The following is an 18,435-nucleotide window of genomic DNA, read 5'->3' on the forward strand; positions in this document are numbered from 1 at the left end:
AAGGCCAGTGCAAATGACCCCACCGCGCCCTGAAGAACACTTTCAGGGTGTCTGCTGCCGGCCAGCTTGTGGCTCTTCGACAGCAACACCATCACCCATCGAATCGTTCTCGGACTTCAATCGGATCAGCACAATTAACGAATGGTGTGCTTGCATGAAGGAGCGGGTCCTGTGTCTGGGGTTCAGCCGTTTTCTGTTCTGTTTGAGATCCAGGGTCAAGGCCGACGGTCGCAGTGCCCTGGTCATCGGCGATTTCCCGACATCCTGGATCGAGGCCTATGATCGTGCCGGTTACGCCAAAATCGATCCGCTGGAGCAACACTGCATGCACAGTGTTCTGCCGGTGATATGGACCGATCGGTTGTACACCAGTAGCAATCAGCGGGAGCTGCGCGAAGAAGCCCGCAGCCATGATCTGATCAATGGTGTGACCTTGGCCCTGCATGGTCCCCAAGGCCAGTTCGGCACTTTTGGCTTGAGCATCGATGGGGTCGATGAGTACGCCGCCAAAGTGGTGATCCAGGCGAATTGGCACGGACTCTCATGGCTCAAGGACACCGCCTTGCAAAGCGCTCTGAAATTTCTCTGCGTACCTGAGGCTGCCAATGATGTTCGACTGACCAGACGTGAAAAAGAAGTCCTTCAATGGAGCGCAATTGGCAAAACCAGTTGGGAAATCTCCAGCATCTGTAACTGTTCGGAAGCCAATGTGGACTTTCACTTCAAGAACATCCGCAGAAAATTCGGGGTGACCAGCCGCCGCGCCGCCGTGGTGCAAGCACTGTCCATGCAGATCATCCAGGTTTAGATTGAATACGAGGCGATTGACTGAACGCTGCGCCCCCCCCCGGGACCAGGGGGATAACGTCGAGACAGTGGACAAAAGTGCAGTGCGTGCAAGCATATCGTCGTCCTGATCGATAGGATCACGCAGGCGCCCGACCGGGCACCTGCACTAGGAGGCTCAAACCATCAGCGCCCGGGTGAAATCTTGCAGAAGGCATAATCCTGTCTGCCAGTAACCCAACTCCGACTTGCCGTTGATGTGCCCCAGCGCCCCGACGTTCACATACTCGCAGCTCAATTGCCGGGCACTGTGCTGGACATATTCAAGGGTGCCATACGGGTCGTCTTCGCTGGAAACTATGGTCAGCGGCAAGCGGCTGGACAAGTTATCGGCCGAGCGAAAGCCAGTGGCCTCTTGGGGAAACCTGGGGCTACGGGGGTCAGGCACCGCCACCAGAAACGCCCCCAAAACCTTGCCCGGATCTGACGCATACTCCGCCGCCCACTCCAATAGCAACAGGCAACCCAGGCTATGGGCGACCACCACCGGGCGCTGGTGGGTCGAGAGCAATCGTTGCAACTCCCCGACCCACTCGTCACGGCATGGTCTATCCCAGTCGCGATGCTCCAGCCACAGGGTATTGGAGTGCTCGGCCTCCCAATGACGCTGCCAGTGAGTTGGCCCGGAGTTGCCAATGCCCGCCAGAAACAGCCAGTCAAACGCCAAATCAGCCTTCATATTCAATCCTCACGCCGTCAAACCACAGGTAATCCTGTAGTCCGTACCTTGTTGTCCGCGTTGTTATAACCATCTTGTATGTGTGAGTCATGAAGCTGTAGTGCAGTAGCAGCGCGTGAGCCTGCATTGAGTAACTAAACTGTCTATGTTATGCGCTGTATAGATATTTTCCAGCGCGCGGCGAACAGCATTCAATATGCTCCCCCCGTTATAAGTTTTTGTCACGGCGATGGAGGATCTCGGCTCTTCCCTGCAATAAACAGTGTGGTGAGGTAACCGAAAATTAACAGCTTTCTGATACGAATAAACCTATCTATTCTGATAGTTTTCAGGTTTTCTCATTTCAGTTAGGTTCCGCTGTGAACCCCTAAATCTCAGGCTACCGTTGCTACCTGCCAACACCGGTTGAAAGCTGCCTCCCCCTGGGGAACGGCAGAAATTTTGGACTGGTTTATGCCGTGAGTCCTAGGCTCTCTCGGTATCCAAGGGGGCTGAGCGAACCAAGGGAGCTTTTGATTCGTTTTTGTTGTACCAGCGGATGTAGGAGTTAAAAAAATAGGAATGAAAAAACGGCGCTAGGCCGGGCTTTGGCTCATTATTTTTTCTGTTTCGGAGCATACATTGAGCTGATCTACCGCACCTCATCCATACCACCGTTCAGTATCGGCGCCTTCTTCAAAATATACTGAGGGAATTTAGTGACCCGGTAACTCTCTGATTCGGCAACTCCTCGACCACTGCTCAATGAGCCACAACCGGTTAAAACTGAAGGTGGGGCGCCTCCTCAATTTTGAGGACACCTCACAATCTGTCTTGGAGACATTTTTGACTTGCTTCGTTTTCAAACGCGACCAAGCGGCCTTGTCGCACCTACTCACTGTCGAAATGAATTTCGACCTCTGACCGGCCTAGCTGCTGCAAGTGTTGGTGAACATAGCCTGTCAGGGTTTCCATAACCCGATCTGTCTCAAGGCCGAGATCGGACGCCACCAGAGGGCCGACTCGGGTTAGCCAGCTCCACCAGTCCCTCGATCTTCTGCGCCTGTCTCGCCGTTTGTCGAGCCGCGTCTGGGTTTGCCATCGGTCATCAGTTGTCGTGCCTCTGATCGCTTCTTGCGGGTCTGCACCAGGGGCTTTGGGGTATGAGCCAAACGCCAGCCGGTTCTCTTTTCCAAGGTGCCGATATTTCAGGCGTCAGAGCTTGGAGCCTGTGGAAATGATTTAGAGATACAGACCCTCGCAGTCAGAGAACTTGTAAGGCTTCTCCTTGGGTTTGGCTGCCTTGAGGGCGGAATCGGTCAGTCAGGGCCGTGGAGCACCATTTTGGGGGCATGCAAGCTGACCGAACCGGCCACGTCCCCAAAATTCTTGGCTGGCAAGGTAGGTTTGGGAAATCACAGGCAACAAAAAACCCGCACTAGGCGGGTTTCTTGTGGGCTTTCAGATGATGTTGACACCACCTGAAACTAATTAGTGGTGCCCAGAGACGGAATCGAACCGCCGACACGGGGATTTTCAATCCCCTGCTCTACCGACTGAGCTATCTGGGCAACGGGGCGCATTAAACTGGTTTTTCGAGGGGTCGTCAAGCGCGATTTCAAAAAATATTTAATTATTACCGTCGCTTACGACCCAAAGCTGTTCCAGCCCTGATTATTCGGCCGGCGGAACGTAGCCTTCGGCCTGGGCGTATTCCTCGCCGGAAAAGAACTTGTCCATCTCGCCCTGGATATATTTGCGGTCTTCGCCGTTCATCATGTTCAGGCGTTTTTCGTTGATCAGCAGGGTCTGGTGCTTCAACCAGTCGCCCCAGGCTTTCTGCGAAATATGTTCGAAAATGTCCTGGCCCTTGGCACCCGGGTACGGAGGGCGCTCAAGGCCGGGCAGTTCTTCGTGGTACTTGCGGCACATTACGGTGCGGGTCATGACGACTCTCCTGCATTCAAAACGTCGGCTGCCCGTTTGAGCAGCTTTTTCACCGGGGCGGCAAGGCCCAGGCGCGGCGGGGTGGCGAGGTTATACCAGAGCCAGTCGGCCTCGGCCACGTGATGGGCACTCTCCTCGACCTGCACCAGCCACGGCTCGATGGCCAGCTGGAAATGGCTGAAGGTGTGGGTCAGGTTCGGCAGCGCCTGTTGCGCGCCCAGTTCCAGCGAGTGCTGCGACGCCAGGTGTTGCAGGTCGTCGAGGTCGTCGAGTTCCGGCAGGCTCCATAAACCGCCCCAGAGGCCGCTGGAAGGGCGACGGTAAAGCAGAATGGCGCCTTCGCGGTTGGCGAGCAGCGGCATCAGGGTGCGCTTCTGCGGCACGCTCTTGCGCGGCTTGGGAATCGGGTAGCGGGTCTCCAGGCCGAGCATGTGTGCTTCGCAGCCGGCTTTCAGCGGGCAGAGCAGGCAACTGGGCTTGCTGCGGGTGCACAAGGTCGCGCCCAGGTCCATCATCGCCTGGGTGTAGTGGTTGACCCGGGTGTCGGGGGTAAAGCGCTCGGCGTTGGCCCAGAGCTGCTTGGCCACCTTGGGTTCGCCCGGGTAGCCCTCCTGGGCCGTGTAGCGCGCCAGCACGCGCTTGACGTTGCCGTCGAGGATCGCCGCGCGCAGGCCCATGCTGATGCTGGCGATGGCGCCGGCGGTGGACAGGCCGATGCCCGGCAGTTCGGTGAGTTTCTCGACGTCGCGGGGAAACTCGCCGCCATGTTCGGCAACGACGATCTTCGCGGTCTTCTGCAGGTTGCGCGCCCGGGTGTAGTAGCCCAGGCCAGTCCACAGGTGCAGTACTTCATCTTCCGGCGCGGCGGCCAGGGCCTCGACCGTCGGCAACGAGGCCATGAAGCGGTCGAAGTAGTTCAGCACGGTGCTGACCTGGGTCTGCTGCAACATGATCTCCGACACCCACACCCGATACGGTGTGATGCCCTGTTGCCAGGGCAGGTCGTGGCGGCCGTGGCGGTCATACCAGTCCAGCACGGCGCTGGAAAACTGCTCGGCTCTCATCGCTTGAACAGCCCCTTGAGTGCGTCCTTGAGTGCAGGGCTGACCTTGTCGCCGAGCTTTTCTTCAACTTTCTCGCTCAGCTTGTTGCCGGCCAGCCGCGCGGCGACCTGGCCGAGGCCGTCCTTGTCGATGCGGCAGGCCTTGGCGCCCAGCTCCAGCGGGCCACGGCAGCGCAGCGGCCATTCGATCCCGGCGAAACGTTCGTTGACCTGGCAGGCCGGGTCCGGCATGTCGCTCTTGTCGCCTTCGACGATGATGCCGATGCGGTAGTCCATGCCCAGCACGCGCAGGTCGATATCGCCGTTGCCGTTGACGCTCAGGCCCGGGATGTTGACTTTCAGGTCCGGGTTGCTGGCCACGCCGTTGTGCAGGTTCAGGCTGCCCTTGAGGTCCTGGAACGGTGTGTCCTTGCCCCGTGGCTCGCCGCTCAGGGTCTTGCGGTTGAGGGTGGCGATGCCGGTGCACAGTTGCTGTTCGAGGTTGGCGTTGAGCAGCAGGCCGTCGTTGAGGACGAAGCTGGCCGTGCCGTTGAGGCTGTCGATCAGGGCTTTCTGGCTGTTGCCGCTGGCGGTGAGGTCGCCGTTGAGGGTCAGGGCGCCCTTGACCGGAGGCTTCTGTCCCTGGGCTTGCAGGACGCGTTCGACCGGCACCCGGTTCAAGCGTGTTTGCAGGCTCAGGCGCGGTACGTCGGGGCGCACGTCGAGGCTGCCCTTGGCGCTGAAGCTGCCGCTGTAGAGTTCGCCGCGCAGGTCGCCGAGGGTCAGTACGCCACCCAGGCCGGTGGCCTTGAGGGCGGCGTTGTTGATCGGCAGCTTCTTCAGGGTCAGTTGGTCGAAACTCAGGTCGGCATCCACATCAACCGTGCGCAGGCGCTCGATGGGCAGCAGCTTGTCGCTGCTCCAGGCGCCCTTGGTCGGGGCTTCCGGCAAGGGCGAGCTACTGGCGATGGCGTTGGCCTCGCTGTTCATCACATCGGCCTGGCGGACTTTCGAGGCGCTGTCGGCGTCGGCCGATTTCGGTGGCAGGTAGCGATCGGCGTCGAACTTGTCGCCCTTGAGCTGCACGCGCAGGGATTGCTTGGCGAAATCCTCGATGGCGACGCGGCCGGTGAAGTTGCTGTCATCGAGCTTCAGGTTGAGGCCGTCCAGCACCAGGCTGGTGGGCGTGCCGGTGAGGTGGGTGACCAGCTCGACCTTGCTCAGGCTGCCATCGGCCACGGTGGGCAGGGGCTGGCCGATACTGTCGAGGAACTTCATCAGGTCCAGCTGGGCAATCGACAGCGTGCCGTTGAGCTGCGGGGTCTTGTTCAGGTCGTTGGCCTTCAGCTCGCCGAGGGCGCGCAGCTGGTTGGCCGACAGTTTCAGGCTGGTCCATTCGGCGACGTTCGCCGCCATGTCCACCAGCAACTGGCCCTGGGCCGAGAAGGTCAGCGGCTTGCCTTGCAGCGGGTCGCCCGAGAGTTCGCCACCCAGGCGCATGTCTTCGAACTGGTAGCGCTTGAGCACGCGGTCGAAACGCAGGTTGCCGCTGAGTTCGGTACGGGCCCGCAGGACTGGCTGGTTGGTGCCGAAGAAGGCGGTCATCTTGACCGGGATTTCCTTGCCGTCATGCACCGCGCCGGTGCTCAGCTGGATGCTTTCCGAGGTGATCTGGCGGCCGGTCTTTTCATCGTTGAACTCGATCCGGGCGTTGTTCACGGTCAGGCTGTCGATGTCCAGGCGGATCGGCTGCGAGGGTTTGTCTTCCGCCTCGGTGCCGGCCGGTTCGGCGGCCTTGTCGGTCTGCGCGGTGACGCTGGCACTGGGGGCCGGGCGGCCGATGTCCTGCCAGTTGCCGTGGCCGTCCTTGTCGCGGGTAAGCCGCAGGTTGAGGCCTTCGACGCGGACATCGCTCATCTGCACTTCGCGGCGCAGCAGCGGCAGGACGCGCACCGACAGGCCGAGCATCTGCAGGTCGGCAAATGGCTGGGTCGGGGTGACCAGGGTCGCCACGCTGGCATCGTGCAGCTCCAGGCCCAGCCAGGGGAAAAGGCTCCAGCCGATGTCGCCATTGAGGGTCAACTCAATGTGGGCCTTGTCGCGGGCAATCTGGCGAATCTCGTTTTTATAGTCGTTGGGATTGAACAGGTGGGTCAGGGCAAAGCCTGCCGCCACGATGATCAGCAACAACCCGAGAAGCCCCAGACCCAGGATTTTGCCGAACGCTTTCATGGGCGAGTCCTTGTAGTCAGTGGAATTTTAAATTTAGCCCGCGAGTATAGCGTCACGGGACTGGCGGCAGGGCAGGGATGATCCCTAGAGCGGATCCAGGGGAATCCGCAGCTTGGCCGCCAGTGCCTGGGCTTCGGGATGTCCGGCGGGGGCCAGGAGCCGCAGTTCCGCGCCGGCCAGCCTGGCCATTCGTGAGGCTTCCGCCACCAGTCGTTCGGCTACCCCACGGCGTCTGGTGATTTTTCTGACGCAAAGTTGGGATAAAAGCCAGAGATCCGCGCGCCGTTCCAGGCGCGCCGCGCCCAGCAGTCGGTCATTGAAGCGTCCGGCGATCAGGCTGCCATCGGCCAGGGCGGTTTCGATCAGTTGCTGGCCGTCGGCTTGCGGCGCGAAAAGCCACGCGGGGGCGTCCAGGTAGATCTTCTGCAGGTCCTGCTGGTCCTGATAGGTGGCTTCGGTGAGGGACTCGACAACGATAGGCATAAATTCCTCGAATATCCGGGACAGGCTTTTCTGTAGGAGCAGGTCGACAATCCCATGGGGTTGGGGATGTCAAGAGCAGTGCAGTTGCATTACATAAAGACCGTATCAGTCTGGTTGTTCTGTGATGCGTAAATGGTAACCTCTCTCGGTTCGCCAGTCCTTCTGCGACGTATTGTCGCGTAACAAGCATCGCTCAATAACACGGCCAAGCCTGCGTGCACCAAGGCCGGGAGTGATGTGTGGCCGGCGGACCATCATTTCAATTGGGGGAGACACTTCAAATGAGCACTAGCATTACGGCGGACATTCAATCCGCTGAACCTGCGTTTCTGTCAAAAGAGCGCATTATCGCCAAACCCGGCTTCAACCGCTGGCTGGTTCCACCGGCCGCCCTGGCCATCCACCTGTGCATCGGCATGGCCTACGGCTTCTCGGTGTTCTGGTTGCCGCTGTCCAAGGCCCTGGGCATCACCGCACCGGTCGCTTGCGCGCCGGACATGAGCTTTATCTCACAGGTCTTCTCGTCGCAGTGCGATTGGCCGATCTCCATGCTTGGCTGGATCTACACCCTGTTCTTCATCTTCCTCGGCTGCTCGGCCGCGATCTGGGGCGGTTGGCTGGAACGTGCCGGTCCGCGCAAGGCCGGTGTGGTGTCCGCACTGTGCTGGTGTGGTGGCCTGCTGATTTCGGCGCTGGGGGTCTATACCCACCAGATCTGGCTGATGTGGATCGGTTCCGGGGTGATCGGTGGTATCGGTCTGGGCCTGGGCTACATTTCGCCGGTCTCGACCCTGATCAAGTGGTTCCCGGACAAGCGCGGCATGGCCACCGGCATGGCGATCATGGGCTTCGGCGGCGGCGCGATGGTCGGTGCACCGCTGGCGGCGGCCTTGATGGGTCACTTCGCCTCGCCCACCAGTGTCGGCGTGTGGCAGAGCTTTGCGGTGATGGCGGCGATCTACTTCGTCTTCATGATCGGCGGCGCGCTGTCCTACCGGGTGCCTCCGACCGGCTGGAAGCCCGAGGGCTGGACCGCACCGGTGAAGAAGAGCAGCAACGCGATGATCACCCACCGTCACGTGCACGTGAACGTGGCCTGGAAGACCCCGCAGTTCCGCCTGGTGTGGCTGGTGCTGTGCCTGAACGTATCCGCCGGTATCGGCATCCTCGGCATGGCCTCGCCACTGTTGCAGGAAGTCTTCGCCGGTAAATTGCTCGGCAACGGCCTGACCTTCAGCCAGCTGGACGCCGCGCAACTGGGCCAGATCGCCGCCATCGCGGCCGGTTTCACCGGTTTGCTCAGCCTGTTCAACATCGGTGGCCGGTTCTTCTGGGCGTCGTTCTCGGACTATATCGGCCGCAAGGCGACCTACTTCGTGTTCTTCGCCCTGGGCTTCGCGCTCTATGCGTCGGTACCGAGCCTCGGTCACCTGGGCAGCGTCGCGCTGTTCGTCGCCGCGTTCTGCGTGATCCTGTCGATGTACGGCGGTGGTTTCGCCACGGTGCCGGCCTACCTGGCGGACCTGTTCGGTACGCAGATGGTCGGTGCGATCCACGGCCGCCTGCTGACCGCCTGGGCGGCAGCCGGGGTGCTGGGGCCGGTGCTGGTGAACTACCTGCGTGAGTATCAACTGAGCGTCGGCGTCGAACGTGCCGCGGCCTACGACATCACCTTGTACATCCTCGCCGGCCTGCTGGTGCTGGGTTTCATCTGCAACCTGCTGGTGCGTCCGGTGGCCGACAAGTACTTCATGACCGACGCCGAGCTCGCCGCCGAACAGGCGCTGGGTCATGACAAGGGCGCCGACAGCACTACGGTGCTGGAGTGGAAAGCGGCGCCAGGCAGCAAGCCGATGGCGATTGCCGCCTGGCTGGTAGTGGGCATTCCGTTGGCGTGGGGCGTGTGGGTCACCCTGCAGAAGACGGCGGTGCTGTTCCACTGATCACCGTGTAGGCGCCGGCTTGCTGGCGATTGCGATTCGACAGGCGACATCTTCGTCGCCTGGCACGCCGCTATCGCCAGCAAGCCGGCTCCTACAGGTGGGTGCAGTGCCGAGGCATTGCGATTCTCTTCAGACAACGTTTCTGCTTGTCCTGACAGGTATATCCCCGGTGCGCCTGGATTCAGCCCGTCCGGGAGTTCACCTTGCGTGTTTCTGTTTGCCGCCCGCGCCCCTATAATGGCTGCCTTTTTCGCCCAATGATTTTGCGGAGCTGGTGATGGCCGAACGTAAGGCGTCCGTCGAGCGCGACACTCTGGAAACCCAGATCAAAGCCTCGATCAACCTGGATGGCACCGGAAAGGCCCGATTTGATATCGGTGTCCCTTTTCTTGAACACATGCTCGACCAGATCGCCCGTCACGGGCTGATCGACCTGGATATCGAGTGCAAGGGCGACCTGCATATCGACGACCACCACACCGTGGAAGACGTCGGTATCACCCTGGGTCAGGCCTTCGCCAAAGCCATCGGCGACAAAAAAGGCATCCGTCGCTACGGTCACGCCTATGTGCCGCTGGACGAAGCGCTGTCGCGAGTGGTCATCGACTTCTCCGGCCGTCCCGGCCTGCAGATGCACGTGCCCTACACCCGCGCCACCGTGGGCGGCTTCGACGTCGACCTGTTCCAGGAATTCTTCCAGGGCTTCGTCAACCACGCCCTGGTCAGCCTGCACATCGACAATCTGCGTGGCACCAACACCCACCACCAGATCGAAACCGTGTTCAAGGCCTTCGGTCGCGCCCTGCGCATGGCCGTCGAGCTCGATGACCGCATGGCCGGGCAAATGCCCTCGACCAAGGGCGTCCTGTAATGCAGACGGTCGCGGTTATCGATTACGGCATGGGTAACCTGCACTCGGTGGCCAAGGCCCTCGAGCACGTGGGGGCCGGCAAGGTGCTGATCACCAGCGATGCCGATGTGATTCGCGAAGCAGACCGGGTGGTATTCCCCGGCGTCGGCGCGATTCGCGACTGCATGGCCGAGATCCGTCGCCTGGGTTTCGACTCGCTGGTGCGTGAAGTCAGCCAGGATCGTCCGTTCCTCGGCATCTGTGTCGGCATGCAGGCCTTGCTCGACCACAGCGAAGAGAACGCCGGCGTCGACTGCATCGGCCTGTTTCCCGGCAAAGTGAAGCTGTTCGCCAAGGACCAGCACGAAGACGGCGAGCACCTGAAAGTGCCGCATATGGGCTGGAACGAGGTGACGCAGGTAGTGGATCACCCCCTGTGGCACAACATCCCGGACCTGGCGCGCTTCTACTTCGTGCACAGCTACTACATCGCCGCCGGTAACCCGCGGCAGGTGGTGGGCCGCGGGCACTACGGCGTCGACTTCGCTGCGGCGCTGGCCGAGGGCTCGCGTTTCGCCGTGCAGTTCCACCCGGAGAAAAGCCATACCCATGGCCTGCAATTGCTGCAGAACTTCGCCGCCTGGGACGGACGCTGGTAAATGGCCGCGAAGAAGACCAAGCCGCCGATCCTGACCCTCACTCCGGAACAGGAGAACGAGGCCAATCAGAAGATCAAGCGCTTCATGGAGGAGCGCTTCGAGCTGGACCTGGGTTCGTTCGAGGCGGCTGAAATCCTCGACCTGTTTACCCGTGAAATTGCTCCGCACTATTACAACAGGGCGATTTTCGATGTGCAGACGCACCTTAAAGAAAGGTTCGAAAGCATCGAAAGCGACCTGTGGGCACTCGAGAAAAACTGATTTCCGAGTAAAGCTGAAAAAACGACTCTAAGGTTTGCCAGATGCTGATTATCCCCGCTATCGATCTCAAAGACGGTGCCTGCGTTCGTCTGCGCCAGGGCCGCATGGAAGATTCCACGGTGTTCTCCGATGACCCGGTGAGCATGGCTGCCAAGTGGGTGGAGGGCGGCTGCCGTCGTCTGCATCTGGTCGACCTGAACGGCGCGTTCGAAGGCCAGCCGGTCAATGGCGAGGTGGTCACCGCCATCGCCAAGCGTTACCCGAACCTGCCGATCCAGATCGGCGGCGGTATCCGCTCCCTGGAAACCATCGAGCACTACGTCAAGGCCGGCGTGAGCTACGTGATCATCGGCACCAAGGCGGTGAAAGACCCGGCGTTCGTCGCTGAGGCCTGCCGCGCGTTCCCGGGCAAGGTCATCGTCGGCCTGGACGCCAAGGACGGTTTTGTCGCCACCGACGGCTGGGCTGAAATCAGCACCGTGCAGGTGATCGACCTGGCCAGGCAGTTCGAAGCCGACGGCGTCTCCGCCATCGTCTACACCGATATCGCCAAAGACGGCATGATGCAGGGCTGCAACGTGCCCTTCACCGCCGCCCTGGCCGCGGCCACCCGGATTCCGGTGATCGCTTCCGGCGGTATCCACAACCTGGGCGATATCAAGGCCCTGCTGGACGCCAAGGCTCCGGGCATCATCGGCGCGATTACCGGCCGGGCGATCTACGAAGGCACCCTCGATGTCGCCGAGGCGCAAGCCTTCTGCGATTCGTACAAAGGCTGAGGACTCACCATGGCGCTGGCCAAACGCATCATCCCTTGCCTGGACGTCGACAACGGTCGCGTGGTCAAGGGCGTCAAGTTCGAGAATATCCGCGATGCCGGTGACCCGGTGGAAATCGCCCGGCGTTACGACGAGCAGGGTGCGGACGAGATCACCTTTCTCGACATCACCGCCAGCGTCGACGGCCGTGACACCACATTGCATACCGTCGAGCGCATGGCCAGCCAGGTGTTTATCCCGCTGACGGTCGGCGGCGGCGTGCGTACCGTGCAGGACATCCGCAACCTGCTCAATGCCGGGGCCGACAAGGTCTCGATCAACACGGCGGCGGTGTTCAACCCCGAGTTCGTCGGCGAAGCGGCGCAGCATTTCGGCTCGCAGTGCATCGTCGTCGCCATCGATGCGAAGAAGGTCTCGCTGCCGGGTGAAACCCCGCGCTGGGAAATCTTCACCCACGGTGGGCGCAAACCCACCGGGCTCGATGCGGTGGAGTGGGCTTCGAGGATGGAAGGCCTCGGTGCCGGCGAGATCCTGCTCACCAGCATGGACCAGGACGGCATGAAAAGCGGCTTCGACCTCGGCGTGACCCGGGCCATCAGCGATGCCTTGGGCATTCCGGTGATCGCTTCGGGTGGCGTCGGCAATCTCCAGCACCTGGCCGACGGGATTCTGGAAGGCCACGCCAGCGCGGTGCTGGCGGCGAGCATCTTCCACTTCGGCGAGTACACGGTGCCGGAAGCCAAGGCCTATATGGCCGCGCGCGGTATTGTGGTGCGCTGAGGGCAACAGGCCACTGGACAGTATGGCGGCCTCAAGTCACTCTTGAGTCCGCCACGGATTCCGGTTGCCTACTATGTCTAAACGCTTTTTCCTTGCGCTGTTTTGCCTGATCGGACTGTTGTCGGGCACGGCGGGTGCGGCGGACGCAGCCGATGATGGCATTGTCCTGCTGACGGAGAACTTCCCGCCCTACAACATGGCGAAAAATGGCAAGAACTTCGCCAAGGACGAGAACATCGAAGGCATCGCCGCCGAGATCGTGCGCGAAACCTTCAAGCGCGCCGGTATTCCCTACAGCCTGACCCTGCGTTTCCCCTGGGAGCGTATCTACAAGCTCGCCCTGGAAAAGCCCGGCTATGGGGTGTTTGTCATGGCCCGGCTGCCGGAGCGCGAGAGGCTGTTCAAGTGGGTCGGGCCGATCGGTCCTGATGATTGGGTGCTGCTGGGCAAGGCGGACAGCCCGATCGCCTTGTCGGACATGGAGCAGGCCCATCGCTACCGGATCGGCGCCTACAAGGGCGATGCCATCGCCCAATACCTGGCGCAGCACGGATTCAACCCGGTGCTGGCCCTGCGTGACCAGGATAATGCGAAGAAGCTGGTCGACGGCCAGATCGACCTGTGGGCCTCGGGCGATCCCGCCGGGCGCTATCTGGCGCGGCAGGAGGGCATTACCGGGCTCAAGACGATCTTGCGCTTCAACAGCGCCTCCCTTTACCTGGCCCTCAACAAAGAGGTGCCCGACGCGGTCGTCGCCAAGTTGCAGTCGGCACTCGATCAACTGCGTCGTGAAGGTGCGGTGGATCAGGCCTTTGCTCGTTACCTCTGAGAGGTCCCAATCAGCGATAAACGCCCTGCTTGCCGTGGGCTTCGCCCGCCTGGTTACCGCGTAGGGCGATCATCGACTTGATATCGATCCAGTCGATGCCCTGCTCCTTGAGCTTGGGCAGCTCGCGTTCGAGGACTGCCAGGGTCTGCGGGTAGGGATGGCCGATCACCACCGCCGAGCCGTGCTTGCGCGCCAGCCTGATCGCTTCTTCCAGTTGCGCGGTGATGGCCGGCTCGGTGCGTTCGTTGTCGAGGAAGACATCCCGCGACACGCTGGGCAGGCCGATCTTCTGTGCTTCTGCCGCGGCGACGGTCTTGGCGCTGGTGCGGCTGTCGACGAAGAACTTGTTGCGCCGCTGCAACTCGCCCATCAGCCAGGCCATGGCCACCGGTTCGGCGGTCATGCGGCTGCCTTCATGATTGTTGATCCCGCTGGTAAAGGGCACGGCCTTGAAGGCCGCGGCCAGGCGCGCTTTCAATTCATCGAGGGGCAGGTCGGGATGCCAGGCGAAAGGCCCGGTGGCCGGGTCCATGGGCATGTGCAGCATGACGATCTTGCCGGCGGCATGGGCCTCGCGGGCAAATTCGGCGGCATGCAGGGTGTCGGGCATGATCGAGGGGGTAACCGGCCCGGGCAGGGCCAGCACCCGACGATCCCGGGGCAGGTTTTGCCCCAGGTCATCGATAATCAGGGTGAGGTAGGCCTTGGCCGGTACCGGCGACTCGACCGGCGCTGCCTGGGCAACGCCGATCAAACAGCCGATAAGGAGCAGCAGCCAATGGCGCATCTCAGTTGCCGCGTGTCACGCTCAGGCCCTTGAGCAGGCTCAGGGCCTGGCCCAGCTGGTAGTCGTCATCCTGCAAGCGTGGCTTGGCCTTGACCGGCTTGACGCTCGGTTTGTCCGCACCGCCGTTGCCGTTGCCCAGGTGACCCTGGAGATCGGCTTCCTTGAAGGTGTCGTCGTCCTGGGCGCCGGTGACCTTGGCCTGGCGCACTTCCACGTCCGGGATGATGCCCTGGGCCTGGATCGAACGACCGTTGGGGGTGAAGTACAGCGCGGTGGTGATCTTCAGCGCGCGATCATTGCTCAACGGCAGCACGGTCTGGACCGAGCCCTTGCCGAAGCTGGTGGTGCCCATCAGCACCGCGCGTTTCTGGTCCTGCAGGGCGCCGGCAACGATTTCCGAAGCCGAGGCGCTGCCGCCGTTGATCAGGACCACCATCGGTACCGCTTCGCTTTCGTCGTGGCCGGTGGCCGAGAAGCGCAGTTCGGAGTTGGCGATACGGCCTTTGGTGTAGACGATCAGGCCCTTGGTAATGAAGTGGTCGACCACTTCCACCGCCGCCTGCAACACGCCGCCCGGGTTGTTGCGCAGGTCGAGGACGATGCCGTTGAGCTTCTTGTTGCCGTTTTCCTTGCGCAGGTCGGCGAGGGCCTTGGAGACCTCTTCGCCGGTCTTGACTTGGAACTGGGTGATGCGGATATAGCCGTAGCCGTTTTCCAGCAACTGGCTGCGCACGCTCTTGGTGCGGATGATCGCCCGGGTCAGGGTCACGTCGAACGGCGTGCCGCCGCCGCGGACCAGGGTCAGGGTGATTTTCTGGCCGACCTTGCCGCGCATCTTGTCGACGGCTTCGGTCATGGTCTGGCCGCGGGTCGGCTGGCCGTTGATCTTGACGATCAGGTCGCCGGCCTGCACACCGGCCTTGGATGCCGGGGTGTCGTCGATCGGCGAGACCACCTTGACGAAGGTGTCTTCCATGCCGACTTCGATGCCCAGGCCGCCGAATTCGCCGCTGGTGTCTTCCTGCAGCTGGGCGAAGTCGTCCGGCCCGAGGTAGGCGGAGTGCGGGTCAAGGTTGCTGAGCATGCCCTTGATGGCATTCTCCAGCAGGGTCTTGTCGTCCACCGGCTCGACATAGGCGGCCTTGATCCGGTCCATGACCTCGGCAAAGGTGCGCAGCTCGTCGAGCGGCAGCGGGGCCTTGGCGGTGACGGCCGGAGCAGCGGCAGCCGGCGCGGGCTGGGCAGGTTGCGCAGCGAACGCGTGGGGCGCACCGATCACCAGGGCGATCGTCAGGGCCAGCGAGGTGAGGCGGGACAAATGCAACATGTCGAACGAACTCCTGATTAAGATGCGGGCCTATCCTTGGGCGCGGCACCATTGGGCCGGATCACTCGGGTGACCCTGCTGACGTATAGCGAAATACAACGCGGGTGCGTCCTGACCGCCACTGTTGCCTACAGTAGAGATCGACTCACCGGCTTTTACCACATCGCCTGCGGACTTGAGCAGCGTCTGGTTGTGCCCGTAGAGACTCAGGTAACCGTTGCCGTGGTCCAGAATGACCAGCAAACCGGCGCCGCGCAACCAATCGGCGAAGACTACGCGGCCACCGTGCACGGCGTGCACCTGGCTACCGGCGGCGGCGCTGATCATCACCCCGTCCCACTTGGTTCGGGCGTCATCGCCACGGGTTTCACCAAAGCGCGCAAGCAATCGACCATCAACTGGCCATGGAAGTTTGCCGCGCGCTGAAGCAAAAGGGCCGCCAAAGGATTCTCCTGCACTCGATACCAGGGCTCCGGGCGTGGTTTTACGCGGTGGGCGTGGGCTGTCGTCGCTGGCGACCGCAGCCTCACGCTGGCGCTTTTTTTCGGCTTCCTGCTGGGCGAGCAGCGCTTTCTGGCGCGCTTCTTCCGCCTCGCGGGCCTGGCGCGCCAGGGTTTCTTCGATGGTCTTGAGGACTTTCGACAGGTCGGCCTGGTCCTGTTCGCGGCTGGCGAGCTTCTGGTCGCGGGCTTTCACGTCGTCACTGAGCTTGGCCAGGGCCGCCTGGCGTTCCTTGCGGACCTTGTCCAGTTCGTCGCGCTGGTTGTCCAGGCTGCTTTTCTGCACCAGCAACTGGGCTTGCTGCAGATTGATGTCGTTTTCGACATTGGCCAGTTGGCGCAGGGTTTCGTTGAAATTCTTCAACTGCTCCATGCGCGCCTTGCTCAGGTAGTCGTAGTAGGTCAGGGTGCGGGCGAATTTTTCCGGGTTTTGCTGGTTGAGCAACAGCTTGAGGTACTCCTGGCGGCCACCCTGGTAGGCGGCGCGGGCCTGGATCGCGATCAGTCGCTGCTGTTCAGTGCGTGCGCTCTGGAGTTTTTTTTTCTCTCCATCGAGCCGCTGCAGTTCGCTTTCGCTCTTTTTCAGCTCTTTCTGCAGGGCATCGACCTGCTTCTCCAGCTTGCCCATCTCGGTTTCGGTACCGCGCAGCTCTTTCTGCACCCCGGATTTTTCTTCCTGTAGCTTGCCCAGGAGCTTTTTCAGCTCAGCGATATCCTGACGCGTGGCGTCCAACTGCTGTTGGGTTTGTGCGCGCTCGTCGGCAAAGGCCGGTTGGAGCAGGCAAATCAGGGCTAGGGCGATAAGGGCGCGAAGCATGGGGCGGGCGACACCTGGGAACGAGACGGCCTAGTATGCCCGCCGCGGGCTGCAAAAAAAACGCCCAAAAGCGGTTGCTTTCAGGCGTTTCCGATAAAGAGGTAGGCCGCAGGCCTGCGGCCTACCTGATTTGTGGCGTTTAGAGGTCAGTCAGGATCGACGTACCAGTCATCTCTTTCGGCTGTTCCAGCCCCAGAAGCTTGAGCATGGTCGGTGCGACATCCGCCAGTACACCGCCTTCACGGACCTTCAACTGACGCTTGCCGACATAGATGAACGGTACCGGCTCGGTGGTGTGGGCGGTGTGGGCCTGACCGGTGGATTCGTCTTCCATTTGCTCGACGTTGCCGTGGTCGGCGGTGATCAGCGCTTCGCCGCCGACCTTGTCCAGGGCCTCGACGATACGTCCTACACACAAATCCAGGCATTCCACGGCTTTAACGGCCGCATCGAACACGCCGCTGTGGCCGACCATGTCGCCGTTGGCGTAGTTGACCACGATCACGTCGAAGCGTTGGTTCTCAATGGCATCGACGATGCGATCGGTCACTTCCGGCGCGCTCATCTCCGGTTGCAGGTCGTAGGTAGCGACTTTTGGCGACGGGATCAGAATGCGTTCCTCACCCGGGAAGGGTTCTTCTCGCCCACCGGAGAAGAAAAAGGTGACGTGGGCGTACTTCTCGGTTTCGGCGATGCGCAGCTGGGTCTTGCCGTTTTTCGCCAGGTAGTCGCCCAGCACGTTTTCCAGGCTGCCCGGGGCGAAGGCCGACGGTGTGTGAATGCTGGCGGCGTACTGGGTCAGCATGATGAAACCGGCGGTTTTCGGCTGGCGGGCGCGTTCGAAGTCCTTGAAGTCGTCTTCGACGAACACCCGGGTCAGTTCACGGGCACGGTCGGCGCGGAAGTTCATGAACACCACGGCATCGCCATCTTCGACCGTGATTTTCTCGCCAATCCCGGTGGCCTTGACGAATTCGTCGCTCTCGCCACGTTCATAGGCGGCCTGCAGGCCTTCCTGGGCGGTGGCGGCGTGGAACTCGGCCTGGCCGTCGACGATCAGGTTGTAGGCCTGGGCGACGCGGTCCCAGCGGTTGTCACGGTCCATGGCGAAATAGCGCCCGACCAGGCTGGCGATGCGGCCCTTGCCCAGGGTGCGGAAGGTTTCGTCGAGCAGCTCGATGGACGACTGGGCGCTTTTCGGCGGGGTGTCGCGGCCGTCTAGGAAGGCGTGCAGGTAGATCTTCTCGGCGCCGCGCTTGAAGGCCAGCTCGGCCATGGCCACCAGGTGGTCCTGGTGGCTGTGCACGCCGCCTTCGGAGAGCAGGCCGAGGATGTGCACCGCCTTGCCCGCGCCCACGGCCTTGTCCACCGCCGCGCAGATGGTCGGGTTCTCGAAGAACTCGCCGTCGCGGATCGATTTGGTCACGCGGGTGAAGTCCTGGTACACCACCCGGCCGGCGCCGAGGTTCATATGGCCGACTTCGGAGTTGCCCATCTGCCCGTCCGGCAGGCCGACATCCATGCCGGAGCCGGAGATCAGGCCGTTGGGCTGGGTCGCGACCAGGCGGTCAAGCACCGGCTTTTTCGCCGAATAGACGGCGTTGTAGTCATGGCTCTCACTGTGACCGAAGCCATCCAGGATGATCAGGACCAAAGGTTTAGGCGTGGTAGTCATGGACGGCACTCGCGGCTGGA

Annotated in this window: 17 protein-coding genes, 1 tRNA gene and 1 pseudogene; 8 read left to right on the forward strand and 11 right to left on the reverse strand. The window is 61.7% G+C overall.

Going from position 1 to position 18,435, the window contains the following annotated elements:
- Positions 1-808, forward strand: an 808-nt coding sequence (locus tag CWE01_RS09760) for a LuxR family transcriptional regulator (RefSeq protein WP_218274280.1), incomplete at its 5' end; no start/stop codon positions are given.
- A gap of 156 nt (positions 809-964) precedes the next feature.
- Here the strand turns inward: CWE01_RS09760 and CWE01_RS09765 are convergent.
- The 7 genes and pseudogenes from CWE01_RS09765 to CWE01_RS09790 form a co-directional block, all read right to left on the reverse strand.
- A complete protein-coding gene (locus CWE01_RS09765; RefSeq protein WP_100940324.1) occupies positions 965-1,525 on the reverse strand; it encodes an alpha/beta hydrolase in 561 nt (186 codons plus the stop codon).
- A gap of 451 nt (positions 1,526-1,976) precedes the next feature.
- Positions 1,977-2,074 (reverse strand): annotated as a pseudogene (locus CWE01_RS34250) (IS3 family transposase); the annotation flags it as partial.
- A 925-nt stretch (positions 2,075-2,999) separates the two neighbouring features.
- Positions 3,000-3,075: transfer RNA gene (locus CWE01_RS09770), tRNA-Phe, on the reverse strand.
- A gap of 103 nt (positions 3,076-3,178) precedes the next feature.
- Positions 3,179-3,451, reverse strand: a complete 273-nt coding sequence (locus CWE01_RS09775; RefSeq protein WP_100940325.1) for an oxidative damage protection protein — start codon at positions 3,449-3,451, stop codon at positions 3,179-3,181.
- Entirely contained in the window at positions 3,448-4,515 is a 1,068-nt protein-coding gene (mutY, locus tag CWE01_RS09780) for an A/G-specific adenine glycosylase (protein ID WP_100940326.1), read from the reverse strand. The genes CWE01_RS09775 and mutY overlap by 4 nt, the downstream gene beginning before the upstream one ends.
- Positions 4,512-6,725 carry an AsmA family protein gene (locus tag CWE01_RS09785; protein WP_100940327.1) on the reverse strand — a complete coding sequence of 738 codons (2,214 nt, stop codon included), beginning with the start codon at positions 6,723-6,725 and terminating at the stop codon, positions 4,512-4,514. The genes mutY and CWE01_RS09785 overlap by 4 nt, the downstream gene beginning before the upstream one ends.
- An 84-nt stretch (positions 6,726-6,809) precedes the next feature.
- The gene (locus tag CWE01_RS09790) at positions 6,810-7,208 is read right to left on the reverse strand and encodes an acetyl-CoA sensor PanZ family protein (RefSeq protein ID WP_100940328.1); all 399 of its coding nucleotides are present in this window, start codon (positions 7,206-7,208) and stop codon (positions 6,810-6,812) included.
- 281 nt (positions 7,209-7,489) lie between these two features.
- Here CWE01_RS09790 and CWE01_RS09795 point away from each other — a divergent pair, with 281 nt between their 5' ends.
- From CWE01_RS09795 to CWE01_RS09825, 7 genes are all read left to right on the forward strand, one after another.
- Entirely contained in the window at positions 7,490-9,151 is a 1,662-nt protein-coding gene (locus CWE01_RS09795; RefSeq protein ID WP_100940329.1) for an OFA family MFS transporter, read from the forward strand.
- Between the two features lie 277 nt (positions 9,152-9,428).
- A complete protein-coding gene (gene hisB / locus CWE01_RS09800; protein ID WP_100940330.1) occupies positions 9,429-10,022 on the forward strand; it encodes an imidazoleglycerol-phosphate dehydratase HisB in 594 nt (197 codons plus the stop codon).
- Complete coding sequence (hisH, locus tag CWE01_RS09805) at positions 10,022-10,660, forward strand: imidazole glycerol phosphate synthase subunit HisH (RefSeq protein ID WP_100940331.1); 639 nt, start codon at positions 10,022-10,024, stop codon at positions 10,658-10,660. Before hisB ends, hisH begins: the two co-directional genes overlap by 1 nt.
- The gene (locus CWE01_RS09810) at positions 10,661-10,921 is read left to right on the forward strand and encodes a DUF2164 domain-containing protein (protein ID WP_100940332.1); all 261 of its coding nucleotides are present in this window, start codon (positions 10,661-10,663) and stop codon (positions 10,919-10,921) included.
- 41 nt (positions 10,922-10,962) lie between these two features.
- Positions 10,963-11,700, forward strand: a complete 738-nt coding sequence (gene hisA, locus CWE01_RS09815; RefSeq protein ID WP_100940333.1) for a 1-(5-phosphoribosyl)-5-[(5-phosphoribosylamino)methylideneamino]imidazole-4-carboxamide isomerase — start codon at positions 10,963-10,965, stop codon at positions 11,698-11,700.
- 9 nt (positions 11,701-11,709) lie between these two features.
- Positions 11,710-12,480 carry an imidazole glycerol phosphate synthase subunit HisF gene (hisF, locus tag CWE01_RS09820; protein ID WP_100940334.1) on the forward strand — a complete coding sequence of 257 codons (771 nt, stop codon included), beginning with the start codon at positions 11,710-11,712 and terminating at the stop codon, positions 12,478-12,480.
- A 73-nt stretch (positions 12,481-12,553) separates the two neighbouring features.
- Complete coding sequence (locus CWE01_RS09825; RefSeq protein WP_100940335.1) at positions 12,554-13,309, forward strand: ABC transporter substrate-binding protein; 756 nt, start codon at positions 12,554-12,556, stop codon at positions 13,307-13,309.
- Between the two features lie 10 nt (positions 13,310-13,319).
- Here CWE01_RS09825 and CWE01_RS09830 read toward each other — a convergent pair whose 3' ends face one another.
- The 4 genes from CWE01_RS09830 to gpmI all read right to left on the reverse strand — a co-directional run bounded on the left by CWE01_RS09830 (position 13,320) and on the right by gpmI (position 18,415).
- On the reverse strand, positions 13,320-14,096 hold the full coding sequence (locus CWE01_RS09830; protein ID WP_100940336.1) for a divergent polysaccharide deacetylase family protein: 777 nt from the start codon (positions 14,094-14,096) through the stop codon (positions 13,320-13,322).
- Between the two features lies 1 nt (position 14,097).
- The gene (locus tag CWE01_RS09835) at positions 14,098-15,423 is read right to left on the reverse strand and encodes a S41 family peptidase (protein ID WP_100940337.1); all 1,326 of its coding nucleotides are present in this window, start codon (positions 15,421-15,423) and stop codon (positions 14,098-14,100) included.
- Between the two features lie 30 nt (positions 15,424-15,453).
- On the reverse strand, positions 15,454-16,740 hold the full coding sequence (locus CWE01_RS09840) for a murein hydrolase activator EnvC (RefSeq protein WP_100940338.1): 1,287 nt from the start codon (positions 16,738-16,740) through the stop codon (positions 15,454-15,456).
- A gap of 139 nt (positions 16,741-16,879) precedes the next feature.
- Complete coding sequence (gene gpmI / locus CWE01_RS09845) at positions 16,880-18,415, reverse strand: 2,3-bisphosphoglycerate-independent phosphoglycerate mutase (RefSeq protein WP_100940339.1); 1,536 nt, start codon at positions 18,413-18,415, stop codon at positions 16,880-16,882.
- Positions 18,416-18,435: the final 20 nt, after the last annotated feature.

The organism is Pseudomonas sp. QS1027 (assembly GCF_002814235.1).
Lineage (GTDB): Bacteria > Pseudomonadota > Gammaproteobacteria > Pseudomonadales > Pseudomonadaceae > Aquipseudomonas.